The sequence below is a fragment of the Streptomyces sp. NPDC060049 genome (assembly GCF_042736715.1).
Classification (GTDB): Bacteria; Actinomycetota; Actinomycetes; order Streptomycetales; family Streptomycetaceae; genus Streptomyces.
In genome coordinates, this window is the sequence record NZ_JBHWVV010000005.1 from 229,343 (window position 1) to 245,895 (window position 16,553).

Here is a 16,553-nt window from a genome sequence, read left to right on the forward strand (position 1 = left end):
CGGCCGGTCGTCCACGGGCCAGGTCCACACGGCCGGAGGAGAGACACGCCTGCCGCTCTCGTTCCGTGCGCGCAGTCGGAGCTACCCTACACAGGGTGACGAACAACAGCGCGCCGTCCCGCTCAGCCGCCCCCAGTCACATCTACTACTTCGACGTGGGGGCCGGCGACTGGCAGGGGGAGTTCACCTTCCGCGTCACCTCGTGGCGACGCCTTCGGAACACCCGCGGCATCGGGCTGCGCAACCGGGCGCTCGTCGTCGCGATGGCCCTAGCCCAGCGGCTGACCGGCGCGTCCCGGCTGGAGTCGACGATCGTGGCCACGCCGTCCGCGGGCGCCTTCGGTGTGGCCGACAACGTGGTCAGGGTTTCCAAGTTCGGCGTGACCCTGTACCTGTTGAAGGAACGCTACCTGCTCGATCCTGACGGCAGAGGCGTCACCGTAGAGGCGAACGAGCAGTTCAGCCCCGTACCGGGCATCCTGACGCGGAAGTTCACCTACCCCGCGGAGATCCAGTCCTCCGGCATGGGGTCCACCTACCACATGCCGCTGCTGGGAAGCCCATGGACGGCGACCTACCGGGTGGGAACCGACCGGCGGAGCCTGGCGGGGGAACTCGTCTGCGACTGGGCGAAGGCGACGGAGAACGCCCGCCGGGCCTCATGACCGGGGACCCGACTGCCGCTGCCGCTGCGGCCGAGAAGGTCGCCGGGGTCGCCGGGCAGCTCGCCGTCCGCGTCGAGCGGTACGACGCCCTGCGGGACCCGCGCGCCGTGTTCGCCTACACCTACTTCCGGCTCACCTCCGACCTCGCCGCCGGCCTGCGCGCGAACAGCCCGTCGTTCAGGGCGCCCGAGTGGGTCGCCGACCTGTCCGTCTCCCTCGCCGCGGCCTACTTCACGGCGATGGACGCCATCGACACCTGGCTGGGCTCCGTCCCCGATGCCCGGCCCATCGGGGAAGTCCTCTCCGCGGATCTTCCGGGAACCGTCCCGAAACCCTGGCGGGACGTCTACGCCGCATCGACCGTGCGGCACTCCTACGTCCTGGAGGAGGTGCTCTTCTCGATGATGGCGCACATGTCCTACGATCTGCCGCTGACGCTGCGGGTCCTTGCCCCGCGCGGGGACGTACACCCCCACATCGCCGACTTCCACCGTATGAACGACCTGCTGGCCTCCTCCGTCGACGTGGTCCAGGACGAGATCGCCGCCCGCTACTGCCGTCGGCTGAGCTCACTGGACCGCTTGTTCATCCGCGACGACGAACTCTTCACCAGCTACGGGATCCGGGTCGCTCGGGGCCTGGCCTGGTTCAACTGCGACAGGCTCCTGGATCCGGGTGCGAGCGCAGAGGCGATGGGCTCCATCAGCAGGTCCACGGCCGCGTTCATCGCCGAGTTCCGCTCACCCGACGACTGGAAGCGTCGCCGGGCCTTCCAGGTGCTGCGGGGACTGGTCCCTTCCCGCCGGCAGTGGCCGCCGCCGGGGGCGCCCGTCGAGGTGGGCGGACTACCCGGCTGATCCGGACGCCTCACATCGCCGGAACATCGCCCCACCAGGCGAAATTCACCCGTTCGGAATATGCTTGAACCATTGTCTCCCGGGGAGTGCGGACGTTCCGCCAGGCGGCGGACGCGGACACCGCCACCATCAAGGGTCGTTGAGTTCTTGCCGCAGCGATGCCGTACGAGCGTCCCCGGGCCACCTCGTGCGGTCGTGACCAATGCCTCCTGCGGACCCTCACCACACCGTCCCGTGACTACGGCTTCGCCATCGAGACCTGCAACCGCGGTGCGTTGAACAGCTGTTCCGTACCCGGTGATCCGCGGGCCCACCTGAACGTGCGTCGCCCGTAGCACTGATGGTTCCGAACCGCCCCAAGGAGCAATCATGCACTCGTACCCACGCTCGGCATCTCGCCGGCCGCGCCGCTGCGCGGTGGCCGCAACAGCGCTGGCCGTGGTCAGCCTCGGATTCTCACCGATGGCGACGGCGACGGCAGACGCGTCACCCGCCGGCCTGCCCACCCAGGTCCGGTCGACGCCGGCCAGTCTGGACAAGGCACCCAGCGGCCTCTACTTGTTCCAGTACACCTACCGGAACCATCTCAAGATCGGCGGCGGCAACTTCACCCTCGGCGGGAAGGTCTACGTGGTCGTCAAGTACAACTCGGGCCAGATCAGGTACCACAGCACCGTGATCGCGAAGACGAATTCCGGCGTCCCGGGCGGGGCCGCCTATCTGGAGACGAACATCTCCGCTCCCTGCGCCCCCGGGAACAACGGCTATGCCCAGGCGTACGACCACAGCACCGGGACCTGGTCGCCGAAACTGCCGGTGGCCATCTGCGTACGCCTCGACTGAGGTTGACGGCCCACGCGCACGGGGTTCCCAGGACTGTCCGGGACGGTCACCGTCCCGGACCGATCCGTTGTGCAAGGTCCTGTCACCGTTCCCCGTGCCAGTTCGCGTCGTGCGTGCGGTGGGCCTCGGTCAGACCGTCGCGGAAGTACCGCTCGTAGTAGCCGTTCTCAAGGTGATGGGCCTGCAGCCACACGCCCGGGACGTGGATCGTGTCGCAGTGGGCGGGGAACCGACCGTGAGTCTCGTAGATGTAGGTGCAGATGTCCCGCGTACACGCGATGACGTCGGCGGAGTAGTCGCTGGCCTCGTGCAGATACCGGCTGCCGAACTCCCCCCGGTAGATACGGGCGAACAACCCCTCGTCGGAGTAGATGCCCTTCGGCCCGAACTTGCCCGCCACGACGGCGTCGACCGCCTCGCCCATGGTGCCGTAATTGGGCGGACACATGGCCTTGATGAGGTGTTCACCGTTGTGCCGCAGACCGACGGCGGTCGCCCTCAGGTCCGCGTAGCGCGGGAGCGGTACCTGCCAGCGTAGGAGGTCCGCCGGCCTCCACCGCGGGGTGGTCCAGTCGAAATCGAGCATGGGACCGTAGGTGGGACGGAACTTCGGGTCGCCCAGCATGATCGACGGGGCGATCGAGGCGTGGATCCAGGCTCCGAGGCCCATGGCGTCGGCGGTGAGCATGAGGTTCTGGAGCAGCAGGTCGGCCTCGATCTGCGTCCGCATGGCCCAGATGAAGCCCAAGGGCAGCTTGATGTCTTCGTTCAGGAACCCCGACTTCACCCACTTGCGCACGCCCGCCGAGCGGTAGAGGTTCCGGTCGTCGACGATGGCCGGCCGTGCCCCCTCGGGCTGGGTCAGCAGGTACATCAACCCGTTGATGTACTGCCGTGACAGGTCCACCACGGGGAGGAGGAGGGTGCTACCCGGAAGGTTCGACAGGAACCGGTTCGAGTCGAGGTAGGCGGGGAAGTCCCGCTTTCCCTCCGGTACGTCGATGCGGTGGTCGAGCAAACGCACCTTCGCCTCGGCGGCGCGCGAGCAGAGGGTCTCCGCGTCGAACGCCGACGCCCCGCCGTCGGATGCGGGGGGCAGGTTGCGCAGGTAGTAGGTGCCGGTGTCGTTGATCAGGAAGAAGTGCGTGCCCTGCGCGTTGTCGGGGCTGCCCGCGGTCCGGCCGGCCATGTTGAGGTTCGGCTTGGCCATGATGGGCTTGCCGTTGCGGGGGTCCGCGAAGGGGCGGTCCGGCATGGTGAGGCCCGAGCAGCCCGTGATGGCGATGAGGACGGCCTCTTCGAGCTCTGTGAGCGGGGCTCGTGGTGCGGTGGAGGCCCAGCTCATCGAACCGGCTTCGACCGAGCTGCCGCGGCTGACCCGGTGGGTGCGGCGACGCCAGATCGACGTGAGCAGCGGGCGGTTCACAAGGGCCTCGAAGCCGGCACGGCTGTGGAAGTTCAGCGGGTCGTTCATCATGCTGTCCCTTCACGGTGCGACCGGACGAGCCCGTCTCCCCCGGACTCGGCGCCCCGCACCGTGCCGTTCGCCGTGGGCTCGGGGCTCGCCGGGGCGGGGCAGCGGACGCCGACGCTGTCAGCCGCGCAAGCGTGCCTCGATGGTCTCTACGAGGCCGGCGATGACTCCGTCGGGCGAGGGGCTGTAGTGGGGGACGGCCCATCGCGTGATCCGGGCGTCGATGAGGGAGGGCCGGCCGGAGGCGAGCGCTTCACGGAACGCCTTCTCGAACTCCTCCAGCGTCTCGACGCGGTAGCCGTCGGCGCCGCACGCCTGCGCGTACGCGGCAAAGTCGGGGTTCTGGAACTCGACGAGCCCCGTCTCTCCGTAGGTGACGAGCTGGAACAGTTTGATCAGCTTGAATTCCTGGTCGTCGAAGATGATCCAGATGACCGGGATGTCGTTCTCGACGGCGGTCATCAGCTCGAAACCGGACAACGAGTAGCACCCGTCACCGCACCCGACGACGACGGTCCGATCCGGGTGTGCGAGTTTCATGCCGAGGGCGCCGTTGACATGGCCGGCCATCGGCCCGAAGGAACCGACCTTGCGGAAGTTCTGCCCCTCCTCCAGCTCGACGTAGTAGCCGAGCCAGGCGAGGTGTGCTCCCGCGTCGGCGAGCAGAACACCTCGTGGGGGCAGCATCCTGCCGACCGCCTGGGCCAGCTCCCCCGGGTGGATCTTTCCGGTCAGGTGCGTGATGTGACGGGCTTCGTAGTCGCGGCCGTCGACCTCGACCGCCGCGACGTCGCCGACCCGTTCGTCGAGCGCCTCGTAGAGGGCGGCCACCCCGAGGCGCGCATCGGAGAGCAGCGCGTAGTCCGGCCGGTAGGCCTTGTGGAACTCGGCCTCGGAGATGTTCACATGGACGAGCACCTTGTTCTCGAATAGGTCCTCGCGATAGTTGAACGTGGCGTGCTGGTTCAGGGAGTTGCCGACGCACAGCACGACATCGGCCTCGCGGAACGCCTTCCACGCGCTGGAGTGCCCGCTGTCCGCGAAGACGCCCACCGAGAGCGGGTGCCCCTCGGAAACGATGCCCTTGCCGTCCAGTGTGGTGAGCAAGGGCATCTGGAACCGTTCGACGAAGCGCCGGACCTCCGCTCCCGCTCCGCTGCGGATCGCGCCGAACCCGACGAGCGCCACGATGCGCTTGCGCCGGGTGAGGGCGTCGGCCAGCATCGAGGCGATCGCCTCCACGCGGGCCGGCTCGGGGAGGACCGGGGCTACGTCGAGCCGGATGTGCCGGAAGTCCGTCACCTCGATCCCGCGGTGGGTCAGGTCTTCGGGAACGTGGATGTGCACCGGCCCGGGCCTTCCTTCGAAGGCGATGTTGACGGCTTCCTCGAGCACATCACACGTGTCGGCGGCATCGGTGAGAAGGAAGGACTTCTTCGTCGTGGCGGCGAACATGGCCCGGGAGTCGGGCGTCCGGCTCAGGCCCGAGGTCTCGTTGAGGGAGCCCCATCCCTGCCATTCCCTGGAGGCGTATCCCGAGACCGCCAGGACGGGGTAGGAGTCGGACATCGCCACAGCCAGGCCGGAGAACAGGTTGAACGCACCCGGCCCGGCCGTCGCGAAACAGAAGCCCAGTTCGTTCGTGTACATCGCGTGGCCGCAGGCCATGAAGGACGCGGCCTGCTCATGTCGCGTGATGACCGGCCGGATCTGCTGCGAATGCTTGAGCGCCAGCATCAGGCCGGCGGCGTTCTCTCCGGCCCCGCCGAAAGCGGCCCGCACTCCGATGTCTTCCAGGCCCTTGACTATGGCTTCGTAAACCCTCATCGCCGTTCCCTCGTCCGCCCCCCGCATGTGTTGTCGGCGAGTGCGGTGTCGACGCGGCACGTGGTGCGGCCGTGTCGGCGCCGTCACCCATGGCAGAGACGCCTCGAGCGTTTCCGGATGGCGGGAGTGACGCCTGGGGCGAGGAGCTGTGGCAGCCGTGGCGGCTGTGGCTCTGGTGCAGTAGCGCCTGCCGAGTGTGCTCGGCGCCGGTCCCCGTCTCGGCCAACGGCGACGTATCCGTCGGGCCCCTACCCTGGTCGCGCGGACCGACCGGATGTGGCCACCGGGTGTGGCCCACTGATGCGGGAAGAAGCGTTCGCACGCGTCGGACGACTCTGCCGTGCGGTCTTCCGGAACCAGTTTGCCAGTACTCGACGCATCCCGCTCCCGCACATGAAGTGGGCCGTACGAGTGGCAGGGCGGCGTCACCGCGCACGGCGCCCGCGACCTCGTGCGGCGGTTCTTTACCGGGGGCGCGAAGCGGATGCCACCCGTCTGCTATGTTCCGCGCGCCGCGGCCGGACGACTGGGTCAGGGTTGCCGTGTGTAACCCAGGTGCCCGCGGACGCAGTCCCGGGCAGCCGTGCAGCGTCCCCTCGTCGTCCGCCGGCATCGCGTCCGGACAGCGGGGTGCGCCTTGGCGAAGAGGCACACATGGCCGAGTTCAGGCAGTACGAGCACTACGTGGGCGGCAACCCCGAGGCGGAACGACTCGTCTTCGAGCGGCTCGCCCGCGAGCTCATGCGGGTCCAGCTGAAGTCCAGGAAGCGCAGTGGCGCCGCCGACCTCGCGCGGACGTTCCACGCCAAGGCGGTACTCGGCGCGGAGAACGCGCGTCTGGCCTTCGTCGCCGACCTGCCCCCCGACCTGCGGACCGGCTTCGCCCAACCGCGTGCCGAGTACCCCGTCACCGTGCGGCTCTCCAATGCCAACGGCGCCCGCCGGCCCGACCACGCCCCCGATCTGCGCGGAGCGGCCTTGCGCATCGCGGCAGGGGCCGATGAAACGCACGACCTTCTGATGACGAGCCATCCGGTCTCGCATGCGCGCAACGCTCGCGAGTTCGTCGAATTCGCGAAGGCCATGGCGGGCGCCGACTCGACACCGCGGAAGGCCCTCGCCCTGTTCGTCACGCTGCCGCTCGCCGTCGGATGGTCCACGGCCGCGCGCATGCGGCGAAACGTGCGTGCGGGTACGAGCCGCACGGTGCGCAGCCTCGCGCTGGAAACGTTCTGGAGTCGCGGCGCCATCCTGTGGGGTGACGCGGGGCCGGTGCGCTATCAGCTGGGCCCCGCAGACGACGCCCCCCCGGCCCCCGCCCCCTCCGCCACTGACCCCGATTTCCTGCAGCACGAACTCGAACAGCGGCTGAAGGACGCAGATGTCGTCTTCGCGTTGTACGTCCAGCGCTATGTGGATGCCCGCCGGACGCCCATCGAGGACGGCGCGGCCGAGTGGAAGGAGGAGGACACGCCTCTCGTGCGGGTGGCAACGCTGACCATCCCGCGCCATGACATCAGCTCGGCCGGGGCTCGAGCCGCAGCGGCGCGGGTTGACGAGCTCGCCTTCAACCCGTGGAACACGACGGAGGAGTTTCGGCCCCTCGGAAACCTCAACCGTGCGCGCAAGGTCGCCTACGAAGCCAGCAGCGCCCAGCGCCTTGGGCACCGGTTCGCCAACGTCGAGCCCCGACGCAACGCCGTACTGGGCGTGCCGTTGCGTGCCGTCTTCCGCGGCCTCAACCGGTTCGTCCCCTGGCACCGGCTGCCCACGCGCCTCGGTCTGCTGAACCTCGTGGCCTTTCGGCAAGAGCTGCGCCAGTACAACCTGATCGACACCGAGGCCCGCGAGGCTCCGCCCAGAGCCCAGCCCGTACCCGCTCCCATCGACGAGGACATGCGGCTCGCGCGGAGCTACGACGGCACCTGCAACGACCTGTCCGCGCCGGGGATGGGCGCTGTCGGGTCCGCCTTCGGCCGGAACCTCGCGCCCGTCTTCCAACCGCAGCTGTTCGACGTACCGAACCCGGTCACCGTCAGTCGGGAGCTGCTGCACCGCGACGTCTTCATCCCGGCACGCTCCCTCAACGTCCTGGCCGCCGCCTGGATCCAGTTCCAGGTGCACGACTGGGTCAACCACAAGCGCTATCCCACCGGCACGAAGACCGTCGAGGTGCCGCTCCCTCCCGGTGTGACGTGGAGGAACACGCCGGGCGGACGTCCCGAGGAGGTCATGCGCTTCGCCGAGAACGACGGGCTGCACCCGGCCGACGGCAACGGTCCGCCGAGACTGTTCGCCAACGCGGCGTCCCACTGGTGGGACGGCTCCGAAATCTACGGCGGCGACGAGAACACCGGAAGGTCGCTGCGCGAGCCGGGCGGCGGTGCCGCGCTGCGCCTGGAGGACGGACACCTGCCGGCCGGCCCGGACGGCCTTCCCCTCACCGGGTTCGCGGAGAGCTGGTGGTACGGCCTCAGCGCCATGCAGACCCTTTTCGCGCGCGAGCACAACGCCGTGTGCGAAGCGCTGCGGCAGGAGTACCCGAAGCTGAGCGAGGACCGTGTCTACCACACTGCGCGACTGGTCGTCTCGGCTCTCATCGCGAAGATCCACACCGTGGAGTGGACTCCCGCGATCCTCGCCACCGAGGTGATCGACATCGGCCTGAAGACCAACTGGCAGGGGCCGCCGAAGAAGTGGCTCGAACAATTGGGGCTGTGGCTCTTCGAGGCGCACTCACTGACCGGCATCCCCGAGACCCTGCCGGACCACCATGCCGCTCCGTACTCGCTCACCGAGGACTTCGTCACCGTCTACCGCATGCACCCGCTGCTCCCCGACGACTTCGAGATCGTGGACCACCGGCTCGGCCGGCGTCTGGACACCCTCGGCTTCAACGACGTGCAGGGGCCCGCTGCGGAGTCGCTCATCCGCACGACCGGCCTGGCCAATTCGCTGTACTCGCTCGGCATCGCCCATCCCGGGGCGATCACCCTGCACAATTACCCCCGCGCCCTGCGGGCGTTCGAGCGGGACGGCGAGATCATCGACCTGTCCGTGGTCGACTTGGTACGCAGCCGGCGCCGCGGTGTACCGCGCTACAACGACTTCCGGGCAGGTCTGCACAAGCCGCGCGTGCGGCGGTTCGAGGACGTGTCCGGCGACGCGGAGACGGTCGCGCGCTTGAAGGACGTCTACCGCAATGTCGATCAGATCGACACCATGGTCGGTCTCTTCGCCGAAAACCCGCCGCAGGGCTTCGGCTTCAGCGACACCGCCTTCCGCATCTTCATCCTGATGGCGACCCGCCGCCTGCAGAGCGACCGCTTCCTCACAGTCGACTTCAGGCCCGAGGTGTACACCCCCCTGGGCATCGACTGGATCCAGCGCAACGGCATGACCAGCGTGGTGGTGCGGCACTGCCCCGAGTTGGCGGGCCTCCTGCCACGCACGGCCAGCGCGTTCGCGCCCTGGCGCCTGGCCGCGGCGAAGGGGGCCGAAGGCGGTCGCGGCTGAGAGGACGCCGCGCCCCGAACGGGGGGGTCTCTCGCCGGTGCGTGGCTCCACGGTGCAGACGCCCCACCTCGAGCTCCTGGAGAAGCCCGCTCCAGCGGGTTGAGCGCGAAACCGGTCAAGCGGAGGGGCGGGCGGTCCGGGCGGACGCGCCGACGCGTCGAGCGGCGGCGCCGCTGCCGGCCTCTGGCTTTCGCGGGTTGACGGACGTCCTGCGCGAGCCGGCCCAGGAGTGGCGCCGCGCGGCGGCTCCCGGGGCGGCCGTGGGCAGTCGGTGTCAGATGGTGAAGGGCTTCTGCTTGAGGAAGCCGTCCGCCGGGCTGCCCGTCGTGTAGAAGTTCGGGCTCTGGATGGCGGGCATGCGCTTTTGGATGTCGCGGTGGAAGGTGCGGTAGTCGCCCAGGAAGGCGCCCTCCCCCCACACCTTGAGAAGGGTCGCGGTGAACAGTCCGTTGACGTCTCCGTCGGACGCCACCTGGTTGTCCTGGCATGCGGCGATGAGCACGGCGGCGGGCGCCGGGCGGGCGCCGTCGCCGTCCTTGAGTTCGCGCTGAAGGCCCTCGTAGAACGCCCGGTCCCGCGCGAAGACCTGCTGCTGCTCGAGCAGCGGCATCAGCCGGGACGCCGCCTCCACCTGGCCAGGGTCACGGGTCTGGAACTGCGATTGCAGCGCCTCCGGGGTGAGCAGTCCCTGCAGGGACTCGATGGCGCTGCCGCTGTGGCAGCAGTCCAACAGGGCGACGATCCTGACCCCCTCCTCGAACCGCCGGAACTCCCGGTACAGCTCGTCGTCGAGGAACTGGCGGTCGAAGAACACCAGCGTCTCGTCCAGTCGGTCGGGTTCGTCGTCCGACCCGACGACGTTGTCCATCTGGCCGCCGTGGCCCGAGTAGGTGAAGAGCAAGATGTCGCCGCTCTTGAGCCGTCCGGCCGCCTTGCGCAGTTCCCCGGTGATGTTCTCCACCGTGCCGTCGCCGGTCAGGATCACAGTGTCGCCGAACCCGCCGGCGCGGGCCACCGCCGCCATGTCACGGGCATCGTTCTCGCAGGCCAGGAGCTTGCCGTCCCAGCCGCCGTAGGCGTCGGGATCGACCTTGTTCAGACCGACGTGGATGGACAGGCCAGTGGGCACGGGTACTCCTCGGGGCGTGGCGGGCATGGGGGGTCGACAGCATGGGTTCCGCGGTGGTCGCCGCCTGAACCGGGGCGTGGGGGACGCCGCCCGATTGGGCCTGCGGGGGGGGAGCCGCTTTTCGGGTGACCCGTCGCTTGGGACCGTAAACGATCACTTGTGCACGGTATGACTATCGTATGAATGCAATCGACACGCCGTCGGACCGGGCTGCGGGCACCAGGGCACGGCAGGGCTCTCTCGCCGATCGCACCGGCTACGACGAGTCCTTCCTCGGTTCCGTCATCCCGCTCCCCCTGCCGGCTGCGGCAGGGATCGAGACCGTGGTCCTCCCCTACACCCACTTCACCGTCGTCCTGCGTCCCGACCGCAGACTGGCCGCCTCCACCGCCGTGTGCATCGACGGCGAACGGCTCGTCGAGGACCTGCCCCGCGACGACGCCTGGGGGTTCGACCCCCGCGTACCCGAGGCCCAGCAGGCCGGCAACGACATCTACCGCGACAACTCCCTGGACCGGGGGCACCTGGTCCGCCGCCTGGACCCGGTCTGGGGTGCCGCGACCGAGGCCGACCGCGCGAACACGGACACCTTCCACTTCACCAACGCGGCCCCGCAACAGGACTTCTTCAACCAGGGCAAAGAGCTGTGGCAGGGACTGGAGAACCATCTGCTCGACCACGCGGCGCAGTTCGACCGCAAGCTGTCCGTCTTCACCGGTCCCGTCCTGCACGACTCCGACCCGCCCTACCGGGGCATCCAGGTTCCGCTGCGGTTCTGGAAAGTGGCCGCCTTCGTCCAGAACGGCCGACTGGCCTCGACCGGGTACATCCTCGACCAGAGTCCGGACCTCAGCCGGGATCGCGAGCGGGCGATGGCAGGCGCCAAGCCGGGCGATCCGCCGCCGCTCGGCCCGTACCGCACGTTCCAGGTGCCGGTCAGCGACATCGTCGAGCTCACCGGCCTCGACTTCGGACCCCTGCCGGCCGCCGACCTCATGCCCGTCACCCGCGCGCCCGCGGAGCGCTGGAAACGTCTGGAGAGCTACGAAGACGTGGTACTGGGCAGCTGAAATGAACGACGCCACCGTCGTCTACGTCCACGGCAACGGGAACAAGGTCCGCAAGGAACTGCTCAAGTCCCAGTGGGACAGGGCACTGTTCGGCACGGACATGGGCGCGGCGTCGCGGATGGCCTACTGGGCGCCGGTCCGGTACGGCACCCCCCTTCCCGACGACGAGCCCGATCCGCTGTCCGGCGGGCCGCCGCCCCTGGGGGAACTCCCGGACACGGGGGTGCCGCGGACCCCCGAGGAGTTCATCGAACACACGCTCCGCGAGGCGCGCCGGAAGGCAGGTCCGGCGCTCGGGAGACGGTCGGCGCAGGCCGGGGAGGAGGAGCTGGCGAACTGGCTGGCGAAGATGACGTACTCGGCGGAGACGCTCGGCCGGGCTGAGGACGCGGTACCCCCAGCGGCCTCACTGGACCTCGCCAAGGCGCTGCCGCTCCCCGTCTTCATGCGCGTACAGGTCTTCGAGCTGCTCGTGAAGCGCACATTCGAAGACGTGTACGCGTACTTCTTCGGCGGGGTCGGCGAGGCGATGCGCGAGGTCGTCCGCCGCGAGCTGGCCGATCTGCGCGACGGTCCGCTCGTCGTGCTGGGGCACAGCCTCGGCTCGGTCATCGCCTACGAGGTGCTCCACGAGGAGCGACGGGACGTCACCCTGTTCGTCGGCGTGGGATGCCCCCTCGGCATCACCGAGGTCCAGGACCAGCTCGCGCTGCCGACGGCGGTCCCGGCGGGTGTGGCGGCCTGGTCCAATGTCTCGGACCTGCGGGACCTGGTGGCGCTCGACCACTGGCTGCGGCCCGAGTACGGTCCTCCCGGCCTCGTCACCGACCATCTGGTCAGGAACGACAGCGGCAACCACCACGGCATCGCCCAGTACCTGCGCAGCGCGCCCGTCCGGCAGGAGGTCCGCGCGCTGTTCGGCCGCGTTGCGACGGGCCGGACCGGGTGAAACCATGGCAGGTATCAGGCAGTCCGTCTTCCCACGCCGCTACGGCGGTCTGTGCAGGTGCGGTATGTCTCCCAAGGACACCGAATGGGGACTCGTCACCGAAATGGTGCGGGACCACTTCTTCATTTCTGGCGAGCCCCGACCCAAGTTGGTCCAGTTCGGGTTCTCACCCGAGTTCGTGAGCAGAATCCCGCTGAGTTATGTGAGCAGCGACAATTCGGTCGCCCTGGTCGAGGCAGTACGGAACAGCGGCATCGAAACCCAGCTGCAACTGCTCAGCACCCTCGTGCGGATCGACACGCTGACGTCCATCCCGGCCGGAAAGGAGGCACAGCGCCTCAAGGCTGAGCTGGAGGAGGCTGCGCGGCTGCACATTTCCCCCCAGGACTTCTTCCTCAGTAGCGTGCTCAGCAGCGGCGCCGAGGTGTTCATCGACCGGGCGGACTTCAGAAAGCGGCTCCGCCAATTCTTTGAGAATCCCGACAAGACGGTTCTGGTGGTGGACGGAGAGCCGGACAGCGGACGCTCCTACAGCTACAAACTGATCCGGCACGTTGGCGAGCACTGCAATTTCCGCCCGGTACGGGTGACGCTGAACCAGACCTCGACCGCCGAGCAGGTGGTCCAGCGGCTCACCGAGTCCGTCGCGGACCCGGACACCGCCCCGCCGGTGATCTCGGACACGGCCCTCTCGCCGTTGAACACGACACAATTGAACGATTCACTACCCGAGATCGATGCGGCGGTGCACCGCGTTGTCACGCAGGCCACCACCGCGCGCGAGCAGTACTGGCTGGTGCTGGACGACTGCGACAAGCTCGACGTCAATTCCGATGTCTGGGACTGCATCGGAAAGCTGGCCCTGGCCATCTACAACCAGAGGCCGACCCCGCCGGACGTACCGCCCCGGCTGGTACTGCTCGGGTACTCGCCCACGATGCGCCAGCTCCCGTACGAGATACGCAAGAACGAGGTCAGGGACACCGCGCGGCTGTTCGGCCCGGACGATCTGCGGGAGTTCTTCCAGCAGTTCTTCACGGAGGCCTCGAAGCTCCCGGACACGAAGGGAGTCGCCGGCCTCGTGGAGACGACCGTCCCCGCCGTCCTCCACGCGGGTGAGGCTTTTGGGCCGGACAGCTACATGCGCAAGGTCTGCACGGCGGCAGCGGAATCGGTCCGCCTCTACGGCGCGCTCGCACCCGGCGAGGACTTCGGGGCACGCCTGAGCGAGCGGCTGCGCGCCGCGGCGGCCGTCCCCGGTCCCGCAGACGTGTCGGACCTGCGCAAGGCCTATCGGGAAGCGGCGTCCCTGCTGAGCCGGTTCGACCCGGCGCGGCTGAAACTGCCCGGCGAGGAGGAGCCCTCCGGGGCAGCCGCCGTGGAGCTGCTGCGCGACTGCCGGGCCGTCGGCGCGCGCAACACCTTCACCTGGGTACTCAAGCCGGAGGCTCGCGACACGGCACTGCGCGGCTTCGCCGCTCCGGAACCGGCCCGCCTCGCCCTGCTGGCCAACCTGGAGCAGGTCCCGCCCGGCCCGGGCCCGGAACGCACCGCGTTGGCCTACCTCGACGGCACGCCCCCGGTCCTCGCCCACCAGAAGCTGGACGAGCTCCCGCACACACTGCAGGCGGTGCTGTGGCTCGCGCAGGTCCCGGGCATCACCGGCATCCCGCAGAGCGGGGAGGTCCAGCGGCTGCTGGACCGGGCGCGGCTGATGCAGCCCCTCGAGCGCCTCCCCCGCAGCTCCTTCCAGGGGCGCGTCGAGGAACTCGCCCGGCTGCGCGCCTACATCGGACTGCCCACGCCGTTGCAGGACGACTTCACCCGGGCGGTCGGCAGCGGCACGAAGCGGCCGGTGCTGGTCCACGGGCTGAGCGGCGTCGGCAAGAGCGCTCTGCTCACGACGTTCCTCCGGGACAGCCTGCGCGACTTCCCGACCCCCTTCCCCTTCGCGTACGTCGACTTCGCACGGCCCACCCTCTCGGTCCACGAACCGGCCACCCTGATCGCGGAGATGGCTCGGCAGCTCCGTGTCCAGTTCCCGGAGCACTACGCCGATTTCGACGCCCTGGCGCATGCGTGCGAGGAGACCGTCGGCCTCCACCGGGCCGAAGAGGACACGGTCGACGAGCTCTACGAGCTCGCCACCACCCGGGCGACGATGGCACGGCTCTCCCAGTCGGGCGTGCACGCCCTGTCCGCCGCGCGCGAGGGCATGCTGGCGGCCCGGCTCGCGACGCTCGTCGTCGAGGCGGTGGGCGTGCCCGCTCACGAGCAGCCGCCCCTGTTGCTCGTGATCGACTCCTTCGAGGAGGCCCAGTACCGCGGTTCCCCGGAGCTCGGCCGCATGTGGGGAGTCTGGTCGGCACTCCAGAAGGTGCACCCCCGGCTGCGAACCGTCGTCGCCGGCCGGCGGCTACTGAAGGAGCATCCGGCCCGGCCGGTGGAGCCCCTGACCATCGAGTTGAACGACCTCGACCCGGAGGCCTCCGCGGCCCTCCTGGCCTGCTGCGGGGTGACCGACGAACAGCTCGCCGAGAAGCTCGCCGACCGCGTGGGCGGGAACCCCCTGAGCCTGAAGCTGGCGGCGCGGGCAGCCGAGCAGGAGGGCGACCGGGCCGATTCGCTGAACGAACTGATCGAGAGCCTGCCCCGGCGGCGCCGGCACCTCTACCGCAAGGTCGACGAGATGCTCATCCAGGGCATCCTGTACGAGCGGATCCTCAGGCGCATCGAGGACGAGGACGTCCGTGCACTGGCCCAGGCCGGAATGGCGCTGCGGACCATCACCCCCGGACTGATCCGGGAAGTCCTCGCCGAACCGTGCGGACTGGCGGTGGACTCCGACTTGGAGGCGGAGCGCCTCTTCGAGCTGTTCTCCCGGCTCGACCTGGTGGAATCCGCCGGCCCGGGGAGCGTGCGCCACCGGGCCGATCTGCGGGCCATCATGCTGCGGCCGGCCGACCGCGGCCGTGCGGACGTGATGCGGGCGGTCGGGCAGCGGGCCGTCGCGTACTACGCGGCACGCGAGGGTCTGGAGCCGCGGGCGGAGGAGATCTACCACCGACTGCGGTTGAACGAGAGCCCGCGGGAGGTGGAGCTGCGCTGGCTGCCCGGTGTCGAGCGGTTCCTCGTCGGGGCCGACCAGGACATGGCGGGACGGTCCGCCGCGTACCTCGCCGGGCGCTTCGGCGGCCACACCCCGGACGAGGTGATCGCGAAGGCGGACCAGGAGGACTGGGAGCGCATCACCGCCCGCGAGGTCGAGGACCTGCTGTCGCAGGGGTACACCGACGCGGCCGCAAAACGGCTCGAGGGGCGGCGCCCGTGGACCTCGGGCAGCCCGTTGTATCCGCTGTGGGTCGAGACCTTGGACCGGCTGGGCCGACGTACCGAAGCCCGGGCAGCGGCCGACGCCGCCGTGGAACGCGCCGAGGAGGACGGCTTCCCCGAACTGCAGCTGGAGTTGCTGCTCGTCTCGGCGCGGTTGGCCAAGGCTGACGGCGAACGAGGTGAGGCCGACGACGACCTCGCCGAGGCCGAGGAGATCGCCACACGCCTGGGCAAGGACTTCGAGGCGCTGGGCGCCCTGCTGACCCGTGCGCAGCTGGCGTCGGGCACCGAGGAACACGATCAGGAGGTCGCGAGCAGGCTCGCCCAGCGACTGCGGCGGCTGCCCGACGCGGAGCTCGTCCGGCAGCCCGCCCTGGTGCGCGCCGCGGTCGCCGAGGTCTCGCGCGACCACCCACGGATCCTGGAGCACGCCCTGGACGTCGTGGGCCTGCCCGAGATCGAGGACGGGGTCTTGGACGTACTCGGCGAGGCGATCGCCCGCGTGGTAGCCGGCAGGCCCGAGCTGCGGGCCTCGCTGCGCCGCCTTCTGGAGGACTCCGCCAACCCGCCCGACCGGAGGTCCACGACCGGGGCCGCACACCAGGGGGTGCAGGGCATGCTGCGCGAGGCGCGCCGGCTCGGGACGCTCGACCGGCTCGCCATGCGCCTCCTGGCCCTCGACGACCGGAGCGGCGAGCTCGTCTCGGGCGTGGCGGCAGTTATGGGCGCCGGTGCCGTCACCTCCGGCCCGGACGTACCCACGGGCGCGCGGCCGGTCTCGTCGGAACAGCCGGTCTCGTCGGAACAGCCGGTCTCGTCGGAACAGGATGAGGCGGACCCCTCAGCGCAGAGCCCAGCCGAAGGGAACGGCCACAGAGCGGCCTGATCGA

10 protein-coding genes are annotated in these 16,553 nt (G+C 69.6%); 7 read left to right on the forward strand and 3 right to left on the reverse strand.

The features are described from left to right. The first annotated feature begins 95 nt into the window (after window positions 1–95). From ACFWBY_RS11330 to ACFWBY_RS11340, 3 genes are all read left to right on the forward strand, one after another. Window positions 96–665, forward strand: a complete 570-nt coding sequence (locus ACFWBY_RS11330) for a hypothetical protein (RefSeq protein ID WP_385332976.1) — start codon at window positions 96–98, stop codon at window positions 663–665. Then, window positions 662–1,522 (forward strand): DUF5995 family protein, encoded by an 861-nt coding sequence (locus ACFWBY_RS11335; protein ID WP_385332973.1) that lies wholly within the window; start codon window positions 662–664, stop codon window positions 1,520–1,522. The genes ACFWBY_RS11330 and ACFWBY_RS11335 overlap by 4 nt, the downstream gene beginning before the upstream one ends. Window positions 1,523–1,891: 369 nt before the next feature. Then, window positions 1,892–2,365: a hypothetical protein gene (locus ACFWBY_RS11340; RefSeq protein WP_385332970.1), complete on the forward strand. Its 474-nt coding sequence runs from the start codon at window positions 1,892–1,894 to the stop codon at window positions 2,363–2,365. Window positions 2,366–2,447: 82 nt separating this feature from the next. On the opposite strand, the gene ACFWBY_RS11345 is transcribed toward ACFWBY_RS11340, so the two are convergent. Further along, complete coding sequence (locus ACFWBY_RS11345; RefSeq protein ID WP_385332967.1) at window positions 2,448–3,842, reverse strand: hypothetical protein; 1,395 nt, start codon at window positions 3,840–3,842, stop codon at window positions 2,448–2,450. Window positions 3,843–3,959: 117 nt separating this feature from the next. Next, a complete protein-coding gene (locus ACFWBY_RS11350) occupies window positions 3,960–5,666 on the reverse strand; it encodes a thiamine pyrophosphate-binding protein (protein WP_385332965.1) in 1,707 nt (568 codons plus the stop codon). 654 nt (window positions 5,667–6,320) lie between these two features. On the opposite strand from ACFWBY_RS11350, the gene ACFWBY_RS11355 reads away from it, so the two are divergent. After that, on the forward strand, window positions 6,321–9,182 hold the full coding sequence (locus ACFWBY_RS11355; protein WP_385332962.1) for a peroxidase family protein: 2,862 nt from the start codon (window positions 6,321–6,323) through the stop codon (window positions 9,180–9,182). 274 nt (window positions 9,183–9,456) lie between these two features. Here ACFWBY_RS11355 and ACFWBY_RS11360 read toward each other — a convergent pair whose 3' ends face one another. Next, entirely contained in the window at window positions 9,457–10,311 is an 855-nt protein-coding gene (locus ACFWBY_RS11360) for a caspase family protein (RefSeq protein ID WP_385332960.1), read from the reverse strand. 179 nt (window positions 10,312–10,490) lie between these two features. Here ACFWBY_RS11360 and ACFWBY_RS11365 point away from each other — a divergent pair, with 179 nt between their 5' ends. The 3 genes from ACFWBY_RS11365 to ACFWBY_RS11375 all read left to right on the forward strand — a co-directional run bounded on the left by ACFWBY_RS11365 (window position 10,491) and on the right by ACFWBY_RS11375 (window position 16,549). Next, complete coding sequence (locus tag ACFWBY_RS11365) at window positions 10,491–11,381, forward strand: DNA/RNA non-specific endonuclease (RefSeq protein WP_385332957.1); 891 nt, start codon at window positions 10,491–10,493, stop codon at window positions 11,379–11,381. Between the two features lies 1 nt (window position 11,382). Next, on the forward strand, window positions 11,383–12,330 hold the full coding sequence (locus ACFWBY_RS11370; protein WP_385332955.1) for a hypothetical protein: 948 nt from the start codon (window positions 11,383–11,385) through the stop codon (window positions 12,328–12,330). Window positions 12,331–12,532: 202 nt separating this feature from the next. Then, window positions 12,533–16,549, forward strand: a complete 4,017-nt coding sequence (locus ACFWBY_RS11375) for an AAA family ATPase (RefSeq protein ID WP_385332953.1) — start codon at window positions 12,533–12,535, stop codon at window positions 16,547–16,549. The last annotated feature ends 4 nt before the right edge of the window (window positions 16,550–16,553 follow it).